Annotated in this window: 20 protein-coding genes; 12 read left to right on the top strand and 8 right to left on the bottom strand. The window is 34.5% G+C overall.

Features of this window, described 5'->3' with window-relative positions; all coding sequences use genetic code 11:
• Window position 1: 1 nt before the first annotated feature.
• From I6L50_RS01920 to I6L50_RS01875, 10 genes are all read left to right on the top strand, one after another.
• On the top strand, window positions 2–1,378 hold the full coding sequence (locus I6L50_RS01920) for an ABC transporter substrate-binding protein (protein WP_219300287.1): 1,377 nt from the start codon (window positions 2–4) through the stop codon (window positions 1,376–1,378).
• Between the two features lie 419 nt (window positions 1,379–1,797).
• Complete coding sequence (locus I6L50_RS01915; protein WP_219300285.1) at window positions 1,798–2,502, top strand: metallophosphoesterase family protein; 705 nt, start codon at window positions 1,798–1,800, stop codon at window positions 2,500–2,502.
• Between the two features lie 212 nt (window positions 2,503–2,714).
• Window positions 2,715–3,386, top strand: a complete 672-nt coding sequence (locus I6L50_RS01910) for a response regulator transcription factor (protein ID WP_113937945.1) — start codon at window positions 2,715–2,717, stop codon at window positions 3,384–3,386.
• Between the two features lie 11 nt (window positions 3,387–3,397).
• On the top strand, window positions 3,398–4,633 hold the full coding sequence (locus I6L50_RS01905) for a sensor histidine kinase (protein ID WP_219300283.1): 1,236 nt from the start codon (window positions 3,398–3,400) through the stop codon (window positions 4,631–4,633).
• A gap of 236 nt (window positions 4,634–4,869) precedes the next feature.
• Complete coding sequence (locus I6L50_RS01900; RefSeq protein WP_219300281.1) at window positions 4,870–5,691, top strand: transporter; 822 nt, start codon at window positions 4,870–4,872, stop codon at window positions 5,689–5,691.
• A 43-nt stretch (window positions 5,692–5,734) separates the two neighbouring features.
• Window positions 5,735–6,463, top strand: a complete 729-nt coding sequence (locus I6L50_RS01895; RefSeq protein WP_219300279.1) for a C39 family peptidase — start codon at window positions 5,735–5,737, stop codon at window positions 6,461–6,463.
• Window positions 6,464–6,868: 405 nt separating this feature from the next.
• Complete coding sequence (locus tag I6L50_RS01890) at window positions 6,869–8,467, top strand: sensor histidine kinase (RefSeq protein ID WP_219300277.1); 1,599 nt, start codon at window positions 6,869–6,871, stop codon at window positions 8,465–8,467.
• 1 nt (window position 8,468) lies between these two features.
• Window positions 8,469–9,176, top strand: a complete 708-nt coding sequence (locus I6L50_RS01885) for a response regulator (protein WP_219300275.1) — start codon at window positions 8,469–8,471, stop codon at window positions 9,174–9,176.
• A 122-nt stretch (window positions 9,177–9,298) separates the two neighbouring features.
• Window positions 9,299–10,645 carry a 2-hydroxycarboxylate transporter family protein gene (locus I6L50_RS01880; protein WP_016093372.1) on the top strand — a complete coding sequence of 449 codons (1,347 nt, stop codon included), beginning with the start codon at window positions 9,299–9,301 and terminating at the stop codon, window positions 10,643–10,645.
• A gap of 59 nt (window positions 10,646–10,704) precedes the next feature.
• Entirely contained in the window at window positions 10,705–11,907 is a 1,203-nt protein-coding gene (locus I6L50_RS01875; protein ID WP_219300272.1) for an NAD(P)-dependent malic enzyme, read from the top strand.
• Between the two features lie 202 nt (window positions 11,908–12,109).
• Here the strand turns inward: I6L50_RS01875 and I6L50_RS34690 are convergent, their stop codons facing one another.
• The 3 genes from I6L50_RS34690 to I6L50_RS01865 all read right to left on the bottom strand — a co-directional run bounded on the left by I6L50_RS34690 (window position 12,110) and on the right by I6L50_RS01865 (window position 14,010).
• Complete coding sequence (locus I6L50_RS34690) at window positions 12,110–12,232, bottom strand: hypothetical protein (protein ID WP_257475349.1); 123 nt, start codon at window positions 12,230–12,232, stop codon at window positions 12,110–12,112.
• Between the two features lie 120 nt (window positions 12,233–12,352).
• Complete coding sequence (locus I6L50_RS01870) at window positions 12,353–12,877, bottom strand: DUF4871 domain-containing protein (protein WP_219300270.1); 525 nt, start codon at window positions 12,875–12,877, stop codon at window positions 12,353–12,355.
• 206 nt (window positions 12,878–13,083) lie between these two features.
• Window positions 13,084–14,010, bottom strand: a complete 927-nt coding sequence (locus I6L50_RS01865) for a DMT family transporter (protein ID WP_219300269.1) — start codon at window positions 14,008–14,010, stop codon at window positions 13,084–13,086.
• A 120-nt stretch (window positions 14,011–14,130) separates the two neighbouring features.
• On the opposite strand from I6L50_RS01865, the gene pdxR reads away from it, so the two are divergent.
• Window positions 14,131–15,531 carry a MocR-like pyridoxine biosynthesis transcription factor PdxR gene (gene pdxR / locus I6L50_RS01860; protein WP_219300267.1) on the top strand — a complete coding sequence of 467 codons (1,401 nt, stop codon included), beginning with the start codon at window positions 14,131–14,133 and terminating at the stop codon, window positions 15,529–15,531.
• A gap of 34 nt (window positions 15,532–15,565) precedes the next feature.
• Here the strand turns inward: pdxR and I6L50_RS01855 are convergent, their stop codons facing one another.
• The 3 genes from I6L50_RS01855 to I6L50_RS01845 all read right to left on the bottom strand — a co-directional run bounded on the left by I6L50_RS01855 (window position 15,566) and on the right by I6L50_RS01845 (window position 18,422).
• Complete coding sequence (locus I6L50_RS01855) at window positions 15,566–16,078, bottom strand: GNAT family N-acetyltransferase (RefSeq protein WP_002029700.1); 513 nt, start codon at window positions 16,076–16,078, stop codon at window positions 15,566–15,568.
• 146 nt (window positions 16,079–16,224) lie between these two features.
• Window positions 16,225–17,673 carry a sensor histidine kinase gene (locus I6L50_RS01850; protein ID WP_002134322.1) on the bottom strand — a complete coding sequence of 483 codons (1,449 nt, stop codon included), beginning with the start codon at window positions 17,671–17,673 and terminating at the stop codon, window positions 16,225–16,227.
• A 77-nt stretch (window positions 17,674–17,750) separates the two neighbouring features.
• On the bottom strand, window positions 17,751–18,422 hold the full coding sequence (locus I6L50_RS01845) for a response regulator transcription factor (protein WP_219300265.1): 672 nt from the start codon (window positions 18,420–18,422) through the stop codon (window positions 17,751–17,753).
• Window positions 18,423–18,755: 333 nt separating this feature from the next.
• On the opposite strand from I6L50_RS01845, the gene I6L50_RS34685 reads away from it, so the two are divergent.
• Window positions 18,756–18,878 carry a hypothetical protein gene (locus I6L50_RS34685; protein ID WP_002010441.1) on the top strand — a complete coding sequence of 41 codons (123 nt, stop codon included), beginning with the start codon at window positions 18,756–18,758 and terminating at the stop codon, window positions 18,876–18,878.
• A 362-nt stretch (window positions 18,879–19,240) separates the two neighbouring features.
• On the opposite strand, the gene I6L50_RS01840 is transcribed toward I6L50_RS34685, so the two are convergent.
• Entirely contained in the window at window positions 19,241–19,747 is a 507-nt protein-coding gene (locus tag I6L50_RS01840) for a GNAT family N-acetyltransferase (RefSeq protein ID WP_219300263.1), read from the bottom strand.
• Window positions 19,748–20,096: 349 nt separating this feature from the next.
• Window positions 20,097–20,903, bottom strand: coding sequence for a formate dehydrogenase accessory sulfurtransferase FdhD (gene fdhD / locus I6L50_RS01835; protein ID WP_219300261.1), 807 nt, complete (start codon window positions 20,901–20,903; stop codon window positions 20,097–20,099).
• Window positions 20,904–21,047 lie beyond the last annotated feature (144 nt).

Genomic DNA, 21,047 nt, shown 5'->3' with positions numbered 1-21,047 from the left:
GATGAGTTTATTGAAAAAAAGTGCTGCTCTTTTAATGGCAGCCACAATGGCATTAACCGGCGCAGCTTGTTCAAATAGTAAAACAGAGGGGAAACCTGAAGCACAGACAAAAGTAGCTCCTGTTGAAAAGAATGGTGATAAAACTGTAATCCGTTTCTGGCATGCAATGGGTGGAAAAACACAAGGTGTACTAGATGGGCTTGTTGCAGACTATAATAAGTCGCAGAATAAATACGAGATAAAGGCAGAGTTCCAAGGAACATACGAAGAGTCTTTAACGAAATTTAAAACGATGTCTGCAACGAAAGAAGCGCCAGCTCTTGTTCAATCGAGTGAAATTACAACGAAGTATATGATTGATAGCAAAAAGATTACGCCTATCGATAGCTGGATTAAAAAAGATAAGTACGATACATCAAAATTAGAAAAAGCAATTACAAACTATTATTCAGTTGATGAAAAAATGTATTCTATGCCGTTTAATTCATCTACACCAGTATTAATTTATAATAAAGATGCTTTCGCAAAGGCTGGATTAGATCCAGAGAAAGCTCCGAAAACATATGCAGAATTAAAAGAAGCGGCGAAAAAGTTAACGATTAAAGAAGGTGGAAATGTAAAACAGTATGGATTTTCAATGCTGAATTATGGTTGGTTCTTTGAAGAATTGTTAGCGACACAAGGTGCTTTATATGTAGACAACGAAAACGGCCGTAAAGATGCTGCAAAGAAAGCGGTATTTAACGGTAAAGAAGGACAGAAAGTATTTGGAATGTTAGATGAACTAAATAAAGCTGGTGCACTTGGAAAGTATGGAGCAAGTTGGGATGATATTCGTGCTGCGTTTCAGTCTGGACAAGTTGCTATGTATTTAGATTCTTCAGCTGGTGTTCGTGATTTAATTGATGCATCTAAGTTTAATGTAGGCGTTTCGTATATTCCGTATCCAGAAGATTCGAAACAAAATGGTGTTGTTATTGGCGGTGCATCATTATGGATGACGAATATGGTTTCAGAAGAAACGCAGCAAGGTGCTTGGGACTTTATGAAATATTTAACGAAGCCAGATGTACAAGCAAAATGGCATACTGCAACAGGATATTTCTCAATTAATCCAGATGCATATAATGAGCCGTTAGTAAAAGAGCAGTATGAAAAGTATCCGCAGTTAAAAGTAACGGTAGAGCAATTACAAGCAACGAAGCAATCTCCAGCAACTCAAGGTGCATTAATTAGTGTATTCCCAGAATCAAGAGATGCAGTCGTAAAAGCATTAGAAGCAATGTATGACGGGAAAAATAGTAAAGAAGCGTTAGATGAAGCTGCAAAAACAACAGATAGAGCAATTAGTATTTCAGCTCGTACGAATCAAAAATAAGAGAAAGCCGTATCCTTATGAGGGATACGGCTTTCTTTATAAGGAGATAAGGGATCAAAGAAATGATGAATTCTTATCTATTTTATATGAGTAAAGGGTCTAGAAAGAATATTGTCCTTTTCATTATTTGTTTAACTCCATTGCAACTTGTTTACCATTTACGAAAACCTCTGCCACTGCTACTACAACTTCCATCACTTTTTTCATATCTCATCTCTCCTTGTTTTTTGTTTCATTTCTTACTTTTAGTATAAAGAAATATAGTGATTGCAACTATCGAATTGGATGACAAGAGACTTACAGTGTTGTAAGGATAATAGTTTTATTTGTAATAAATGCTATTTCGGATTAGTATTCAGAAATTTCCTTCATTTTAATCTATAATTAGAAAGAGAATGGTTTAGAAAGAAGGAGAAGAAATGAAGAGAATACTTGTTATTAGTGATATTCATGGAGAAATAGAAAAGTTCGAACAGTTATTGGAAGAAGCTCAATACGATGCAAGACAGGATCAATTGATTTTATTAGGGGATTATGTAGATCGTGGTCCAAATGCGCGTGCAGTAATTGAAAAGGTAAAAGAGTTAAAAGAAGAGGGAGCCCTCGTTCTAAAGGGCAATCATGAAGATATGATGATCAAGGCGTTAACGACTGATGAGGAACGTTCATGGAACCATTGGGTAAAAAGGAATGGTGGAGATAAAACGTTATATAGCTATGGATTTGTAGAAGAAGACATTGCGGTTAATGAGGAAAACTTCCAAAAACCGATTTTACAATCTCATATATTAGAGGAACATGTAACGTTTATTCAAGAATTAGATCATTACATTGAAACAGAAGAGTATATCTTTGTACATGCTGGTGTTGAGCCGATGAACCGAGTTTCTGAATCTGAACCATATACATTAATGTGGATCCGTAATGAATTTCATAATGGATATAGCGGCGAAAAGGTTGTTGTATTTGGCCATACGGAAACAAAAACGCTTCATGGTAGTGAGAATTGCGGAGTGTATTTTGGTAGTAATCGTATTATTGGAATTGATGGCGGGGCTGTGTATGGTGGTCAGTTAAATTGTTTGGAGTTGCCAAGTAAAAAGGTATATGTAGTAAAAAATTGAAAGAGATAAGAGGAATCTTATTTCTTTCAATTTTTTATTAAGCAAAATTTAAGAAAGAGCCTTTATAATAAAGGTTCAAAATTTTATATCGAGCAAAACTTTAGAAGGAAATAGTTGAAAATGAAATTACATAATATGATTACATTATTTCGTTATGAAGAGAAGAGATGCAATAATAAAGAGAGTTGAAATAGATTGTGTAAGGTGAGAATATGCGCTTACTTGTAGTAGAAGATAATGCCTCGTTATTAGAGTCTATCGTACAAATTTTACGCGATGAATTTGAAGTAGATACAGCATTGAATGGAGAAGATGGATTATTTCTAGCTTTACAGAATATATATGATGCCATTTTGCTTGATGTGATGATGCCAGAAATGGACGGTTTTGAAGTGATTCAAAAAATACGTGATGAAAAGATTGAAACACCAGTCCTGTTTTTGACAGCGAGGGATTCTTTAGAAGATCGAGTGAAAGGGTTGGACTTTGGTGGAGATGATTATATTGTTAAACCGTTTCAGGCCCCTGAATTAAAAGCGAGAATTCGTGCATTACTACGCAGAAGTGGTAGTTTAACAACACAGCAGACCATTCGCTATAAAGGAATTGAATTGTTCGGAAAAGATAAAGACATTCAAGTAGATGGACAAGGTATTAAGCTGACATTAAAACAATACGAGCTACTAGAGTATCTTATTCAAAATAGCGGGAAGATTTTAATGCGTGAACAAATTTTCGATCGTGTTTGGGGATTTGATTCGGATACAACAGTAGCCATAGTAGAAGTGTATGTTCATCATTTACGTAAAAAATTAGAACCATTCGGTTATCAGAAAGATATTCAAACTGTTCGTGGTATTGGATATATATTAAAAGAACAATGAAAAAGGGAAGTATGTTTCAAAAAACACGCATTCGTTTGACTATAGTAAATTCATTAGTTTTTATCGTATTAATTGGGGTATTAGGCAGTATAATTTATTTATACACATATAATCGAATTTATGGTGCAGTAGATAAATCATTTGAAAAAATAATTGAATATAAAGATGGGGTTAAATCTAAGAATCCTCCAAAGGGAGGCATGAAAAATATTCAAATTGGGGATCCAAGAGTCATGAAGTTGTTCTGGAAGGGAAATACAATCTCAATGGATGAGAAAAACCCTAGATTTTTCTCTATTTTTACAGAGAATATTCCAGCTTTTGCGCCAAAGAAATTAGGAGTTCTTCAGGATATAGAAGTAAAGGGGCATTATTTCAGAACATTAGCGTTTCAGGATGACGGACAAATTGTGCAAATCGTACGTGATACAACAGCCGAAAAAGAAATGATAAATACTTTATTTTTAATTCTCGTTATAGGTTGCAGCATAGGAAGTCTATGTGCAATAGGAATCGGCTTTTTCCTAGCGGGTAGAGCACTCATACCGATTCAAAATTCATGGGAGAAACAGCAGCAGTTCGTTTCGGACGCATCGCATGAATTAAGAACACCACTTGCGGTTATTCAATCAAAAACAGATGTATTATTCCAGTCACCATCTGCGACGATAGAAGAAAAGGCGATGGATATTTCTACAATTTCAAAGGAATGTAGACGGCTATCAAAACTAGTTAACAATTTATTATTGTTAGCACGTTCGGATTCTAATCAAATCGAGATGGATAAGAAAACATTTGAAGTGGATAAATTGTTAGAAGAAATAGTAGATCCATATAAAGAGATTGCTTCTTATCAAGAAAAAGAGATGATATTAAAAGTAGAACGTGACATATCGTTTATTGGCGATAGAGAGAGAATTCATCAATTGATGGTCATATTGCTAGATAATGCAATGAAGTATACGAATGAAGGTGGACATATTCAAATTACTTGTATACAAACGAGTAGTTCGATTCGCATACAAGTGAAGGATAACGGGATAGGAGTTAAAGAAGTGGATATTCCAAAGTTATTTGATCGTTTTTATCAAGGAGATAAAGCAAGAAGTATGTCAGAAGGAGCTGGGTTAGGTCTTTCAATCGCTAATTGGATTGTAGAAAAGCATTATGGGAAAATATCGGTGGAGAGCAAATGGGGAGAAGGAACTTGTTTTGAAGTGATTTTCCCTAAAAACCAAAGAATATAAGTGAGAAGACGATCTTGTTTTTACAAGGTCGTCTTTTTTTAAGGGAAAGTTAAGAAACAACTTGTATCATGTATTACATCATGGAAACTTGTAATAGAAAGAGATGTTGGAGTAGATATTTTTGGATGAATTAGATGAATCATACTGTTATTTTTAACGGTGATGAAGTTGATGTATAGTATTAAAAAAATTATGGGAAAGATGGAAACAGAAAGCGTGAGAAGGAGGAAGAAGTATTGAAAAAGAAAATGATGACGGTATTCATTATTGGAGTAATGAGTTTAAGTATATTAGGGGGGGCCTCTCCTTCTGGGATGACAAAAGGAAAGACAGATTACACGCAGCGTAGTAAAGAACAATTAAATGATGGGAAAATACATGCAATGCATACGGAAGAAAAAGCGGAAAAGTTAGGCATTGAAACGGATGGGAAAGAACAAATTACGTTAGAAAAAGAAATTCATGAGACTGAGGTAGGAAGAGAAGCAGAACAATTAGGTATTTCGGCAGAAGGAAAAGATGTCGGAACTCTTTCAGAAGAAATCTATGAAACAAAAGTGAAGCAAGAAGCGTCAAAACTAGGCATATCTATAGATAATACATCGATTGTGAATTTGATTACTCAAATTAATACGATTAAAATTAATGATGAAGCGGATAAATTAGGTATTTCGACAAATGGAAAAGAAATAGAAGACATTGCGGAAGAAATCTATGGAACGAAAGTAAGAGAAGAAGCAGGAAAGTTAGGTATTTCTCAAAAAGGAAAAGAGATGGAAGATTTAGCACAAGAAGTGTACGAACAAAAAGTGCAGGGAGAAGCAAAAAAATATCATATTGATTTATACGGCAAAGATATATATCAAGTATTAAGAGAAATTAATGAACAAAAAGTAGTAGAAATGGCAGATGAGCTTAATATGGATAGAACGAATATAGGCATTCAAGAGCTAGCGGAAAAAATAAAACGAGAACAACCTGAAAAAGGAAATGAATTAAAATTTGTACCGATGATTCAAACAGATGCTGATGCGTTTTATTCGTATTTAACGAATTAAAAAGGGCGTGAGAGTGATACGAAAATGGAAGTGGTATATATGTATGTCCGTACTATGTATAGGGGTATGGGGTGCATATACAAATGGGATTACAGAGTATGTGGAGAAAGTAAAGGGATTACTATTATCAAGTATACAAAGTCAAAAACGAATAGAGTTTAGTAATAACGATGAAAAAGTCATGTTATCAAATGTGCCTTTAATTCAGCAGTTACCAGAGTTAGATAGAGGCTGCGAAGTAACAAGTTTAGCGATGATGTTACAATATGCGGGTGTTTCTATAGATAAGATGAAATTAGCGAGTGACATCAAAAAGGTAGATTTTTTAGACGATGGTGTAAGAGGAAATCCGAATGAAGGATTTGTGGGGAACATTTATACGTTTTCTGAATCGGGATACGGTGTATATCATGGACCGCTTTTTCAATTAGCAAAAAAATATTTACCGAATGAAGCTATAGATTTAACAGGAAAAAGTATAGAAGAAATTTATAAGAGTGTAAAATCAGGACAACCGGTAGTCATGATTACAAATGCAACATATGCCCCACTAGATGAGGAGGAATTCACTATATGGGAAACAAATGGTGGAGATGTTTCTATTACTTATAATGAACATTGTGTTGTTCTTGTTGGATATGATAAGGAGTCTGTATATATTCAAGATCCTCTTAATGATAGTCCGAATATAAGCGTACCGAGGGAGAATTTTGAAAAGGCTTGGATACAGATGGAGAGCCAAGCAATTAGTTATGTGAAAAGTTCAAAGTGAAGTAAGGGAATAAGAGTATACGGATTATAAAGAAGGTTTTGTGAGAAGTGTTTTAAAGAAGAAAAATTGATAAGAAGAAAGAGAACTTCTATGTATGGAAGTTCTCTTATTTTGTAATTTAAACTTTTAAGAATAATTACATATGTAAAAATGCATAATCAGCAAAAAAAAATACGTGTTATTATTATATTTTGTTTCCGAAATTAATCGAGCAGCAGAAACAATGAAAGGTTTAGCTGCGATGAAAATGAAGTAACGAATGCTATTGATGAAATTGCAAAGGCTACAGAAGAACTATAAGAAATGATTAGTAAATTTAAAGTATAATAACAGCAAATAAGTAAGGTGAAAATAATATCACCTTACTTATTTTTATATTCAGTAATTAGGGGAGTCATTAACGGGATGAAAAAAAGAAAAAGACTATGGAATTTATGGAAAACGATTACATTGTTAGTTTGTACAGTTGTAATTTTTTCTTTACTTGTTACAGATATATTAATTAGTCATAATGTAGAGCGGACAACGGAGGATAGCCAGGCAGAGAAAGCGAAAACAATTGCACATATTGTGGCGAATGACTCGATTGTAATCGATGGTTTGATTGGGAAAGCAGATACTTCTGCAATTCAAACGTATACAAATAGAATATTAAAAAACACAGGTGTTCAATTTATTGTCGTTATGGACATGAATGGAATAAGAAAATCACATCCAGATCCTCAAAAAATAGGTCATCATTTTATTGGGGGAGATGAAGGGCCTGCATTGAAAGGAAAGGAACATGTATCGCTAGCAGAAGGAACTTTAGGTATTTCAATGCGAGTGTTTGTACCAATATTTTCTGAAACAGGTGAACAACTTGGCGCGGTGGCCGTTGGTATCTCGGCAGATAATGTAAAAGAGAGAGTTAAGGAAAGTAGACATATTATTTATATCGGTGTCGGAGTTGGAGTATTAGTCGGACTTATAGGAGCAATATTGCTAGCTAGGCATATAAAGAAAAGTTTATTCGGTCTTGAGCCGCACAGGATAGCGAAAATTCTTGAAGAAAGAAATACGATGTTACAATCTGTAAAAGAAGGCATTATTGCTGTAGATAAAGAGGCGAGAGTAACATTAATTAATAATGAAGCGAAACGGCTATTTAAAAAAAGTGGACTGGAAGAAGATTTTATTGGTAAAGATGTTGAGTTGTATATGCCAAATTCGCGTATAAAAGAAGTGTTGCAAACGGGAGAGGTACAATTAAACGAAGAACAAAATATTTATGGAATTACGATTGTGACGAATCGTGTTCCTTTATATGTAAAAGGAGAAATAGTTGGCGCAATTGCAACATTTCGTGATAAAACAGAGATTAGAAAACTAGCCGAGGAACTAACTGGTATTAGGCTATATGCGGAAGCATTACGGGCACAATCTCATGAGTTTATGAATAAGATGCATGTCGTATTAGGGCTTACACATATGAAACAATATGAAGAATTACAAAAGTATATAAGCGGCATGGTATCAGAGCATCAATATGAAATTGGTGGGGTTATGAAAAGAATAAAAAGTCCAGTATTTGCTGGATTTTTACTAGGTAAACTTAGTTATGCTAGGGAGAAAAATATAAAGTTAATTATAAGTGAAGATTCTTACTTGCCGGAAATATATGATGAAAGTATTACTCATGAACTTATTACGATTGTAGGGAACTTAATAGATAATGCATTAGAGGCAGTGATACATTGCAAAAAGAAACAAGTTGAAGTTGGGATACAATATCAGAATACATTAACTATTACAGTGCAAGATACGGGGAAAGGTATAGAAGAAGACGCAGTGGATGCATTATTTACAAAAGGTTATTCCACAAAAGGGGATAATCGCGGTTATGGTTTGTATCTTGTAAAAGAAAGTATACAGCGAATAAATGGGGAAATTTATGTGCAGTCATTGTTAGGAACGGGAACAACAATAACGATTGAAATACCTAAAAGTAGGGATGAGAGATAAAATGATCAAAGTTTTGATTGTAGAAGATGATCCGATGGTTGCGATGTTAAATACGCATTATTTAGAGCAAGTGGGAGGATTTGAGCTTGTCCATGCAGTTAACTCAGTTAAAGAAGCGATACAAGTATTAGAGAAGTCACGAGTAGACTTCATATTACTTGATATTTTTATGCCTGAGGAGACTGGATTTGAGCTTTTAATGTATATTCGAAATCAAGAAAAAGAAATTGATATTATGATGATTTCAGCTGTGCATGATATGGGAAGTATTAAAAAAGCATTACAATATGGAGTTGTAGACTATCTAATTAAACCATTTACATTTGAACGCTTTAAGGAAGCATTAACGGTGTATCGAGAAAAATTTACTTTCATGAAAGAACAACAAAAAATTAGTCAATCGGAACTAGATTCACTAATTTTACAAAAAGACAAAAGAGAGGCTCTTGTTACTAAAGAGCTTCCAAAAGGGTTAACAAAGCAAACGTTGCAACTAATTTGGCAGAAAATCGAATCGCTTCATGGACAAGCGTTCACAACAGATGAGATGGCGCAATTAGTAGGGGTTTCGAGAGTTTCTATTCGAAAGTATGTAATGTTTTTGACTGAAATTGGAGTATTAGAGAATGAAATGGTGTATCAAAATGTGGGAAGACCGGTGAGTAAATTAAGGTGTATTGACCAAAATAAAATAAGTTTTTACGTATAAGTGACTTATTATAAGTCGCTTATACTTTTTTTAATTACAAAACCAATTACAAAACTTACAAAAACTATTTTTACTATTGAAAGCGTTTTAATATTGTTATTAAGAAAACAAGGGGGTGCCATATGGGAATTCAAAAGAATGTGGAAGCGGTATCATTTTCTGAAGGCAATGAATTGAAAAGTGAATCTTTCGCTTCTAAAATTATGAACGTTAAAATCGGTGTTATACCTTTACCGTTATATGTAGTATTGGCTGCTATTATTTATGGAGCATCTGTATATAATAAATTACCAGCAGATATGATTGGTGGTTTTGCAGTTATTATGATCATGGGTATTTTCTTAGGTGACATTGGGATGAGAATTCCAATTTTAAAAAATATCGGTGGTCCAGCAATTCTCTCATTATTTATTCCATCGTTACTTGTATTTTTTAACTGGATGAATCCAGCTTCAATGGAAGCTGCGACTATGTTAATGAAAAAATCGAACTTTTTATATTTATATATTTCTTGTTTAGTAGTTGGAAGTATTTTAGGAATGAACCGGAAAGTGTTAGTACAAGGTTTCGTTCGCATGTTTATTCCTTTAGTAGTAGGAACGTTAGCTTCTGTAGCAGTAGGCTTATTAGTCGGCTCACTATTTGGATTTGAAATGAAGCAGACATTCTTCTTTATCATTGTACCTATTGTGAGTGGTGGTATTGGAGAAGGGATTTTACCATTGTCACTAGCTTACAGCGATATTTTAAACGAATCATCAGCAACGTTTGTATCACAGCTTATTCCGGCAGCTATTATTGGGAATATGTTTGCAATCGTGAGTGCAGGGTATATGAAGCGTTTAGGTGAGAAGAGACCTGAGCTTAGTGGTAACGGTGTATTAGTGAAAACAGATAATCAAGCAGAGTTATTAAAAGAACAAAATACAGAGAAGCCAATTGACTTCTCATTAATGGGAGCAGGTTTATTAATTGCGTGTACGTTCTTCATCTTTGGAGGATTTGCTTCTAAGTTCATCGGTATTCCAGGAGCAATCATTATGATTTTCTCAGCGGCACTTGTGAAATACTTTAAATTAATGCCAGCAAAAATGGAACAAGGAGCATTCCATTTATATAAATTTATTTCAAAGAATTTAACTTGGCCGCTAATGGTCGGTTTAGGATTGCTATATATTCCGTTAAAAGACGTAGCAGCAGTTCTTTCTGTAGGATATGTTGTTGTTTGTGCATCGGTTGTTCTTACAATGGTAGCGTCAGGTTTTCTTATAGGAAAAGTGATGAAAATGTATCCAGTTGAATCAGCGATTGTAACTGGATGTCATAGCGGTTTAGGTGGAACTGGAGATGTTGCAATTTTATCAGCTTCAAATCGTATGGAATTAATGCCATTTGCGCAAATTTCGACGCGTTTAGGCGGGGCAGCAATGGTTGTAACAGCGACAATCTTATTAACAATGTTTTCATGATCAAACAAGCTAGCTATATTCATATAGCTAGCTTGTCAAATTAAGGGGAGATTATAAGTATGTTAGAAAATCAAATTAATGAAAGATCATTGTTATTGCATAAAGAGTTAGTAGGGAAAATTGAGATTACAAGTAAGGTAGAAGTAAATACAGCGGATGATTTAAGCCTGACTTATACACCAGGTGTAGCGGAGTCTTGCAAAGCAATTGCGGCAGATGAGGAAACAGCTTATGACTATACAGCACGTGGTAATATGGTTGCAGTTGTTTCAGATGGAACTGCAGTACTTGGTTTAGGGAATATTGGACCGAAAGCGGCTATGCCTGTTATGGAAGGGAAAAGTATTTTATTTAAGACATTTGCGAATGTAGATGCTTTCCCGTTATGTTTAGGGACGACTGATGTGGATGAAATCGTTACCCTTGTTAAAAATTTAGAGCCTACATTTGCAGGAATTAATTTAGAAGATATTGCAGCACCACGTTGCTTTGAAATTGAAAGACGATTAAAAGAAGAAACGAATATTCCTGTATTCCATGATGATCAACATGGGACGGCTATTGTCGTTTTAGCAGCTGTTATTAATGCACTAAAAGTTGTAAGTAAACAAATGGACGATGTGAAAATTGTTATTAACGGTGCGGGTTCGGCAGGAATTGCAATTGGAAAATTATTATTAAAAGCTGGCGCAAAACACATTACGTTAGTTAGTTTAGAAGGTATTGTTTGTGAAGGTGAAACATGGATGAACGAAGCGCAAATCGAAGTTTCAAAGAAGACAAACCGAGAATATGTACGTGGAACATTAAAGGAAGCGATTCATCAAGCTGATATTTTCATCGGTGTATCTGCTCCAAACGTATTAACGAAAGAACTTATACAGACGATGAACGAGGAACAAATTGTGTTTGCAATGGCGAATCCAATCCCAGAAATATTCCCAGAGGACGCATTAGCAGCTGGGGCAGCTGTAGTAGGAACTGGACGTTCTGATTATTCGAATCAAGTAAATAATGTATTGGCGTTCCCTGGAATATTCCGTGGTGCGTTAGATGTTCGTGCGACTGATATTACAGAAGAGATGAAATTAGCGGCAGCATATGGGATCGCTAACATAATTACGGACGAAGAGCGTAATGCGAATTATGTAATTCCAAATCCATTAGATAAAAGAGTTGTTCCAAGTGTTGCAGAAGCGGTAGCAAAAGCAGCCATTGATTCAGGAGTGGCGCAAATTACGAAAATGCCAAGTTATAAATAGTCAAAAGCAGCGCCTTAAAAAGGCACTGCTTTTTTTGAGATAAGAAATTAAAAAAATGAAGAAGTGTAAATTTATTCAAGCCCCTTTCATTATTTATCCCGCATTAACGGGCAGTAAGACTCCCAACTCAAAATTCAGTGGATGCAAGGAAGTTAGTTGGGGGATTCACTGCCCGTAAAAGCCCGATTGGTTCAACTAATATTCAGCGGGGGATGGGGAAAACCCCCACTGAATAAAGTTTCACTTTATTTAATTCCATTGCAACTGGTTTACCATTTACTAAAACCTCAGTTACTGCTACGATCACTTCTATCATTTTTTTCATCTCTCATCTCTCCTCGCTTCATTTCTTATTTTAAGTATAAGAGAAGAGAGATAATCCAACTATCGAAGTACGTGACGTAGAAATTACATTGTTGTAAGGAAGTGTTTCAGTTTTGTCACTTTATTCGGCGTTGATTACAAACTGATCATAATATTTTTCATTCACATATATATTTAATACCCATAATCCAGATGAAGGTAGAGACATTACGAGAGGGAGTTCCTTTATGGTTGTATCGACTGTATTTGAAGTAGTCCAAGTTTGTTTGGAAGTTTCTTTTTGAAAGAGTACTGGTGTTGGAGTTGTAGATCCTTGTTTTAGCGCGATAATAGATAGTTTTCCAGTCGGTATTTTAGGATCTAGGAAGAACCACATTATTTCATTTTGCTCATTTGCGATAATAGAGCTATCAGCCATTGCAATTTTTCTTTCAATGCCTTTTAACGGTATTTTTCCTTCTACGAATGAAGGTGCTTCTTCCCAATTTACATCTTTTAAAACACTAAGATGAAAAAAGGAAGGTGCGTTAATTTGAGAGGATGACGTTTCTAGTACTTCTTTTTTAGGTGCATTTGAATCTGGTTGCACTTGTGCGCAGCCAGTAATGAGGAAGGAGAAAAGTAGCATAGTTCCGATTTTTTTCATGTTGCCACACTCCTAATTTTTATTGTTAGTGTAATTGTATTTGCTAGCAGGCGGGACAATTCCTTTAAATCATAAAAAGAGGTCGTAAGTTTTGTACGACCTCTTTTGACATTTTCTATCCCGCATTAACTGCCCGTAAACGCCTGATTGGTGCGGGCTAATAATCAGTGGGGATGAACAAAACCTCCACTGATTAAAGTTTCACTTTATATTTGCTCAGTTGAAAAGGTTGGTTCTCTCTCTTTTTGAGGCATTGTTAAGAAAATAACAGAAAGAACAATACATACTCCGCCTAATAATTGATATGCTCCAAAAGACTCATTAAGCCAAGCGATTGAAACGATGGCAGCTACAAGTGGTTCAATGCTAGATAAAATACTTGTTTCTGTTGCTGCTAAATATTTAAGACTCCCGATATAAAGAAGGAAAGAAAGAGTGCCACTTATAATGATAAGAATAAGCATAGAAAAAGTTTGAAGTGTGAAAGTTTGCAAAATCTGATTCCACCCAAAAGAACGATTACAAATAAGCAGTGCAATCCCTCCAATTAACATCCCCCAGCCAATTACTATAGTTGTTCCGCATTCTTTAATAAGAGAAGCCGGATGAAGGGTATAAAACGCAAAACCAATCGCTGTTAACAGGCCGAAAGTAATAGCTGCTTTAGATAAAACAATATTTTCAATTGAACCGTTTGTAATAATAAAGTATGTCCCTGTTAGAGCAGTTATAATTGCGAGTATTTGCATAGAAGCAGGGAATTTCTTTTGCTCAAACGCAACGTAAATGGTAATAAGAACAGGACCTAGAAATTGAAATAGTGTTGCCGTGACCGCATTACTAATATGAACTGTTTCGATAAAAGCGTACTGCGCACCAAGCATGCCAAGAATAGAGAAAATAATAAGCTGTATAGAATGTCTAGGGTGTTTCCAAATGTGAAATATGTTTTGTTTTTTTATAAGCAAGAAAGCCAAAATGAATATTCCTGCGAGTAACAGGCGAATTGTTAAAAAATCAATTGATGATACGTTCGTATGTTGAAATAGCCACTGAATCATGGGACCAGATAATCCCCATAGGGTAGCTCCTGTAATAATCATCATAAGTCCGATGCGTCTACCATTGTTCATTATCATGCATCTCCTCTCTAGTATTTGATTATTAATGTGTTACATGATAAAAAGAATTATATAGAACTTCTGGTACTGTAAAAAGTATCAGTTATGTGTTTTTCGGAGGGGTCAGATGTTGTGTTAGAACTAACGCCTAATTTGAGTGCAAATAGTAAGACAGCATTGTATGTACAATTGTATGAGTATATAAAAAAAGAGATTAAAGATGGAACGATTCCGGCCTTTACGAAATTACCGGCTAAGAGGAAGCTGGCGACATATTTACAAGTGAGTAAAAATACAGTTGAAGCTGCTTATGAGCAACTTCTTGCCGAAGGATATATTGAGTCGATTTCTAGAAAAGGTTATTTTGTATGTGAAATCGAGCAAATGATTCATGTGGAAGGCAGTGAAGAGGTAATAGGAGAAGCGCCTTTTCAAGATAAGGAGTATAAATTTGACTTCACTCAAACGGGTGTGGATACTAGTACTTTTCCGTTTCATGTATATCGAAAAATTACAAACGAGGTATGGCAATTAGAGAATAAAGAATTACTTTTTCTTGGACATCCACAAGGTGAAGTGAGCTTGCGTGAAGAAATAGCGAGCTATATATATGAATCAAGAGGTGTGCGATGTTCGGCTAGTCAAATTGTAATCGGAGCTGGTACGCAGATATTAGTGAAGTTGTTATTTCAATTGTTAAAAGGAAGTGGTTATGCAGTTGAAAATCCAGGCTACCACCGAAAGATGGTTGTTTTCGAGCAGGGTGAACAAAATGTTCAAATGTTATCTTTAGATAAAGATGGTATTTGTATTTCAGAGTTAGAAAATAGTTCAGCTAATATTGTGTTTGTTACACCTTCGCATCAGTTTCCTTGCGGGATGATTATGCCAATTACGAGAAGACTGCAGCTGTTACAATGGGCGGAAAAAGAAGAAGGAAGATATATTATTGAGGATGATTATGATAGTGAATTTCGCTATTCAGGAAAGCCGATTCCAGCGCTGCAAGGTTTAGATAGAGATGGGAAAGTTATTTATATGGGGACGCTGTCTAAAGCGCTATTGCCATCATTACGGATGAGTTACATGGTGTTACCAAAATCCCTTATTAAGCAGTATCAAGAGCAATATTTATTTTACACACAAAGCGTTTCAAGAATGGATCAAGAGATCATTAGGAAATTTTTAAATGACGGGCATTGGGAAAAACATATTCATAAAATGCGTGTTGTGTACCGAAAGAAGAGAGACCGTCTTGTTTCGGTATTAGAAAAATATTTTTCTAATCGAATTGAAGTAATAGGGGAAGATTCCGGCCTACATATTTTATTAAAAGTGCATAATGGGATGGAAGAGAAAGAATTAATGGAAGTTGCAGCTGAAAGGAGTATTAAAGTGTATCCTGCTTCGATATATTATAAGGAAGGGACTTCTCCCAAAAGTACAGTATTGCTTGGATTTGCGACTTTATTAGAGGAAGAAATTGAAGAGGCCATTCAATTATTATATACAGCATGGTTTACAAGAAAGTAAAAAAACATCCTCATAAATGGAGGATGTTTTTTTATTATTTTTCTTCATCTAGGAAAAGAACCATATGCTCTTCATCCCAATATTGTCCGTTATATTTTAATGAACGTTCTTGCACACCAAATGTCTTAAAGCCTAATGACTCATAAAGTTTTTTTGCACCATCGTTTCCGACAACAACATCAAGCATAACTTGCTCTACTTCTAAAGATTTAGCAAGCTCAAGACATTCTTTAATAAGTGCTTTTCCCGCTCCAAGTCCGCGTGCTTTTGGAGACACGTATACTGAACCGATTTTTGCTTTATGTTCTTGTTTTACATATGGTTTCGTTTCCAGTGTTGCAACTCCGATTAAAGTGCCATCTTTAAATGCACCTAGCGTATAGTTCTCATCTTGTGCTAATTTTTGGGCTTTATATTCAATAGCACACTCTTTATTAATAATATCTTCATAAGAAGAGCTGAAAGCTTCCGGATTTTGTTTTAATCCTTCTACTCGAAGTTCTAAGTAAATTTCTGCTTCGTCTTTTGTTAATACATGGATATCCAATTGTATCACCCTCCAAATCTTTGACAGTTATACCTATATTTTATATTGAAATAAGAATAATTTCAAAAGCTTAGCTTATATGAGCTGGTTTTATAAATAAAATAGCACCAGTAGTGTTGACTACTACTGGTGATTTCACGCATATATTATTCAAATGGTAATTCAATTATAAATTCTGTTCCGACTTCTACTTCACTTTTAACTTCAATAGAACCATTATGAAGTTCTACAATTTCTTTTGCAACAGCCAGTCCGATACCTTTTCCACCTGTAGCTCGTGTTCTAGATTTATCGACACGATAAAAGCGATCGAAAATGTGTGGGATATCTTCTTCAGGAATACCTTCACCTTCATCTTGTATACTTATTGTAAAAGTATTCGCACTGGCTGCTAGTACACGTATTGTTATAGAAGTGTTTTCTAGCGAATGTTGATAAGCATTATGCAATAAATTTAACATCACTTGTTCCATACGCCTTTCATCTATACAAACTTCTAAATCATTTTTACAGTATACATGAATTTGCATTTGTTTGTTCGTTAATGTTGTTTTTGTTTTTTCAACCATGCGTTCTAAAAATGGCCTCAGGAGCATTTTTTGTTTTTTAATAACGAATTGATGTTGCTCTAATTGTACGAGCATAAATAAATCTTGTACGAGATCAGTTACACTATCCGTTTCGTCTTCAATGATTTGTAAGTATTCTTCACGTTCTTCTTTCGTTAGAGAATCTCTTTTTGCTACCTTTGCATAACCTTTCATATAGGTTAATGGAGTTAGTAATTCATGGGCTACACTAGCGAGAAATTCGTTTCGTTCTTTTTTCATATACGTAAGTTCACTAGATAAATCTTCAATCGTTTTTGCTAAGCTTCCAAGTTCATCATTTCGTTTAATTCCTAATTGAATCGGCTTATTTAATTTCGACATTTTTTCTGTCGCCCGCTTCATTTTTATAAGCGGTTCTGTAATAACACGAGAAAAAACAAAGACAGAAATAGTTGTTAAAATAAGTGTTAAAATACTCACGATAATGAATTGATCCATGAGTTTAAGTAGCATATTTTCTAAGAAGGATGTTTTTAATAACATATGTAAGTTACCTTGAAATCCATTTATTTCAAGTGGGCTTACTGTTGAGATGAATTTCGATTTTTTCCAGTTTTTTTCTACAATCAACCCACTTTTAGGAATAGTTTCCGTTTTACAAGTAAGTTGTTTTTGCATTTCTTTCGTTACGGGTTCTGAGGTGGAAATGATTTTGCCGTTATTGTCAGTTATAATGATAGTGATATCGGTATTAGCAATTAATTCTGATCCAATTAATTCTTCAGCTGCATGCTCGATAGTGAATTCTTGATACCAAGGGCGTTTAGGACGTTCGGTGTTTGGAGTTTGTTTAGAATGTTCATTCCATTTTGCTCGGTTTACAATTTTGTCACGATACCGATTGCCTTTCTCTAATAGAGCAACGGTTTCCTCTTCAACCCGCATTTTTGAAAGACTTTTATAAAAAGATACGAAAGCAATTGTCTCAATACATAAAGCTAATATTAAAAAGTATGTCCCAACTTTAAGGGAAAGTTTGCTCATTTTCTCACCATACCTTATTTCATATAAAGTGAAACTTTAATCAGTGGGGTTTTATCAATCCCCACTGACCGAAGTAATTATTCACTTTTCCATTTATATCCGACTTTATAGACGGTTTCTAAGTAATCTTCAACTGGAAATTCTTTTTTGCGTAATTTATCACGGATATTACGAATATGTGAATCGATAGTTCTGTATTCGATGTCTGTTTGATATCCCCAAATTTTTTCAATTAAATCATCACGGCTGTAAGCGCGGTTTGTATTTTGTAAAAAGAGTCCAAGTAACGAGAATTCAATAGGAGTTAGTGAGATTCTTTCACCATAAACTGTAACAGTATGTTTCGTTTTATCCCACTCAATACCATTGAAGCTAACAAATCCGTCTTTCTTCGTACGGCGTAATAGGGCCTCAATTCGTGCGACTAATACATGCTCATCAAATGGTTTTGTAATATAGTCATCTGCTCCCATGGTCAGGCCTTTGACCATATCATAATTTTGGTTGCGAGCTGTTAGCATAATAATTGGAACGTTGGAAATTTGACGGATTTGATAGCAAGTATCCCACCCATCCGTATTCGGCATCATAACATCTAATAAAATAATATCGAAGTCCTTTTGTTCGATTAATTCTAGCGCTTCAAGGCCAGAAGTAGCTTTCATACAAAAATAGCCACGAGGGCTTAAGAACAAATCTAACAATCGTAACATACGTTCTTCATCGTCTACTAATAAAATTTTCACCATAATCTTGTGCACCCCAAACTATTCATTCTACTTGTATAGTTTACATGAAAATAATAAAAAACTCTTTTTATGTGATTGAATGGATGGCTGATTTTTTCAATCAGGGCAATTGACATAAAAAATGCACTAGTTTTGCACAACTATTTTTTATAATAGAAAACGTAGCGACACAAATACCCTATGTTGCGACATAACGTCATGTCATTTTATTTATAAAATGACAATTCCATTCTATTGTGTATGTGAGATAGAGAGGGTTTTCGTATTCACCTCGCATCGGATAAGAAAAATTTCCTATCTCACACTTTTTTTAATATAAAGGGGATTGTACACATGAGTAAAAAAGTAGAACTTTTACAAAAAGAAAAGCAAGATCGTAATGCGATTGTAATGTGTGTTGCGGTATCTATGCTTATTATGATAAGTTGTGTAAATAAATTTTTCGGGATTTTATAATAGAAAAAAAGCTTATTGCTTCTTAAGAAGCAATAAGCTTTTTTAATGTGTTCTATATAATAAACCAAGGTAGAATTGCCAGTCCAGAAGTTACAATTGCTGTAGCAAATATTAAAAAGATAGCTTGTTTGTTTTGTTTCATGTTACATTCTCCTCTACATATCAATTGCATGCTATACGTTCATTTAATAATTAGCGGGAGACGGATCCTCCTCGCTGAGTGAAGTTTCACTTTATATTTTTAGTATAACGAATGGAAAGGATTGGAACGATCGATAAAGGTGACATGAAGATTACATTGTTGTAATGAAAAAAGCATCTTAATTAATAAGAAGATGCTTTTGAAAAATTATATTAAAATGTTAATTATTTAAGAATAAAACCATATGCTCTTCGTCCCAATATTGGCCATTATGTTTTAAGGACCGTTCTTGCACACCGTAAGTTTGGAAGCCGAGGGACTCATATAATTTTTTTGCAGCAGTGTTATCAGCGACAACATCAAGCATAAGCTGTTCTACATGTAATTTATCGGCATTTTCAATAATCGCTTTAATTAAATCTCGTCCTGCACCGAGGCCACGCGCTTTTGGAGGAACAAAAACTGAGCCGATTTTTGCCTTATGCTCTTGCTTAATAAATGGCTTTGTTTCTAGAGTAGCAATACCGATTAAATCATTATCTTTGAAGACACCTAGAGTATACTTATCCGGATTGCTTAATCGCTTTGCCATAGCAGCGACAGGGTTTTCCTGTTTAAGAACATCTTCATAAGAAGAGCTAAAAGCCTCAGGGTTTTTCATTAAACCTTCCATACACACTTTCAAATAAATTTCTGCATCCTCTGTTGTTAATAAGCGAATTTCCATAGTTGTAACCTCCTAGATTGATTCAAATTTAATTCATTAACTTTGTAAGATTAAGTTTAGTTAAATGTATTCTGTGACTATTCTTTCTTAATTTGTAAAAGAATGAAAAGATTATGCTACTATGTTTTCATTTTATTTATGTAATGAAATTATATATTAACTTTATTAACTATTCAAGGTTTTAATATGTTACATTTTTATAACTAAAATTCCCGCTTTGTAAAGGAGTCATTTTTATCCAACTATTCGTGGGAGTCGGATTGCCCGTAAAAGCCCGATTGGTTGGGCTAATAATCAGTGAGGAGGGAAAAACCCTCCACTGATTAAATTTTCACTTTCTTTTACGTATTCAATCGTTTATTTTGTAGCCATCGATTCGTTTCGGATGTGTATAAATATTGCAAGATCCATTTCGAATAAATCCTACTACGGTAATACCTAAATCGTGGGCGAGTTGCAGAGCTAGTTTAGTTGGAGCTGATTTAGATAGAACAATTTCGCAACCTATTTTTGAAACCTTTAACAAAATTTCAGATGAGATGCGTCCGCTAAACGCAATGATTTTCCCTTGAACAGAGATATTGTTTCGTAAACAATGACCGTATATTTTATCTAGCGCATTATGTCTTCCGATATCCATTCTTGATAAAAGAATGTTATTTCGATCACATAAAGCGGTATTATGCACACCACCCGTTTGGCGAAATGTAGTTGAAGATTGTTGTAAGGAAGTCATTAGGTGAAAACATTCCTCCGGAGTAATAGTTATATGTATATCATGTAACTTTTTTGCTTTTGCTGCATCGTTGACGAAAACAAAACCTTGTCTACTTTTCCCGCAACAAGAAGTTACGTACCGTTTATTATATAAAGTTTGATAGAGCGGATTAATTTTTGATGATTTTACATGGACAATTCCGTTTTCTTTTTGGATCCATAATTCTTCAATATCTTTATAAGAAGAAATAATTCCTTCAGAAATTAAAAAACCGGTTACCATATCTTCAATGTAATTAGGAGTGCATACAACTGTTACGTATTCTTCGCTATTTAATTTAATTGTAATAGGAGATTCCGTAACAACCTCATCGGTTTGTTTTGAAAATGTACCAGATTGATAACGTACAATTGTATATGTTTCTTGAATAGGCCCCATATTAAATTCCCCTTTATATGTATTTTTCTCCATATTTATCATAAAACATCGAAAAAACAAAAGCATCTACTAACAAGAAGATGGCAGATTATTTTGGTTATTATTGTATATGTACGATATAATAGATTTGTAGAATAGCGACAT

The sequence above is a fragment of the Bacillus sp. FDAARGOS_1420 genome, assembly GCF_019344915.1.
GTDB lineage: Bacteria > Bacillota > Bacilli > Bacillales > Bacillaceae_G > Bacillus_A > Bacillus_A mycoides.
This window is presented reverse-complemented; position numbering and strand designations above follow the sequence as displayed.

Coding starts and splice junctions, on each gene's coding strand:
- I6L50_RS01920 (WP_219300287.1), top strand. CDS start 2: ATGAGTTTATTGAAAAAAAGTGCTGCTCTTTTAATGGCAGCCACAATG.
- I6L50_RS01915 (WP_219300285.1), top strand. CDS start 1,798: ATGAAGAGAATACTTGTTATTAGTGATATTCATGGAGAAATAGAAAAG.
- I6L50_RS01910 (WP_113937945.1), top strand. CDS start 2,715: ATGCGCTTACTTGTAGTAGAAGATAATGCCTCGTTATTAGAGTCTATC.
- I6L50_RS01905 (WP_219300283.1), top strand. CDS start 3,398: ATGTTTCAAAAAACACGCATTCGTTTGACTATAGTAAATTCATTAGTT.
- I6L50_RS01895 (WP_219300279.1), top strand. CDS start 5,735: ATGTCCGTACTATGTATAGGGGTATGGGGTGCATATACAAATGGGATT.
- I6L50_RS01890 (WP_219300277.1), top strand. CDS start 6,869: ATGAAAAAAAGAAAAAGACTATGGAATTTATGGAAAACGATTACATTG.
- I6L50_RS01885 (WP_219300275.1), top strand. CDS start 8,469: ATGATCAAAGTTTTGATTGTAGAAGATGATCCGATGGTTGCGATGTTA.
- I6L50_RS01880 (WP_016093372.1), top strand. CDS start 9,299: ATGGGAATTCAAAAGAATGTGGAAGCGGTATCATTTTCTGAAGGCAAT.
- I6L50_RS01875 (WP_219300272.1), top strand. CDS start 10,705: ATGTTAGAAAATCAAATTAATGAAAGATCATTGTTATTGCATAAAGAG.
- I6L50_RS34690 (WP_257475349.1), bottom strand. CDS start 12,232: ATGAAAAAAATGATAGAAGTGATCGTAGCAGTAACTGAGGTTTTAGTA.
- I6L50_RS01870 (WP_219300270.1), bottom strand. CDS start 12,877: ATGAAAAAAATCGGAACTATGCTACTTTTCTCCTTCCTCATTACTGGC.
- I6L50_RS01865 (WP_219300269.1), bottom strand. CDS start 14,010: ATGAACAATGGTAGACGCATCGGACTTATGATGATTATTACAGGAGCT.
- I6L50_RS01850 (WP_002134322.1), bottom strand. CDS start 17,673: ATGAGCAAACTTTCCCTTAAAGTTGGGACATACTTTTTAATATTAGCT.
- I6L50_RS01845 (WP_219300265.1), bottom strand. CDS start 18,422: ATGGTGAAAATTTTATTAGTAGACGATGAAGAACGTATGTTACGATTG.
- I6L50_RS34685 (WP_002010441.1), top strand. CDS start 18,756: ATGAGTAAAAAAGTAGAACTTTTACAAAAAGAAAAGCAAGATCGTAAT.
- I6L50_RS01840 (WP_219300263.1), bottom strand. CDS start 19,747: ATGGAAATTCGCTTATTAACAACAGAGGATGCAGAAATTTATTTGAAA.
- fdhD (WP_219300261.1), bottom strand. CDS start 20,903: ATGGGGCCTATTCAAGAAACATATACAATTGTACGTTATCAATCTGGT.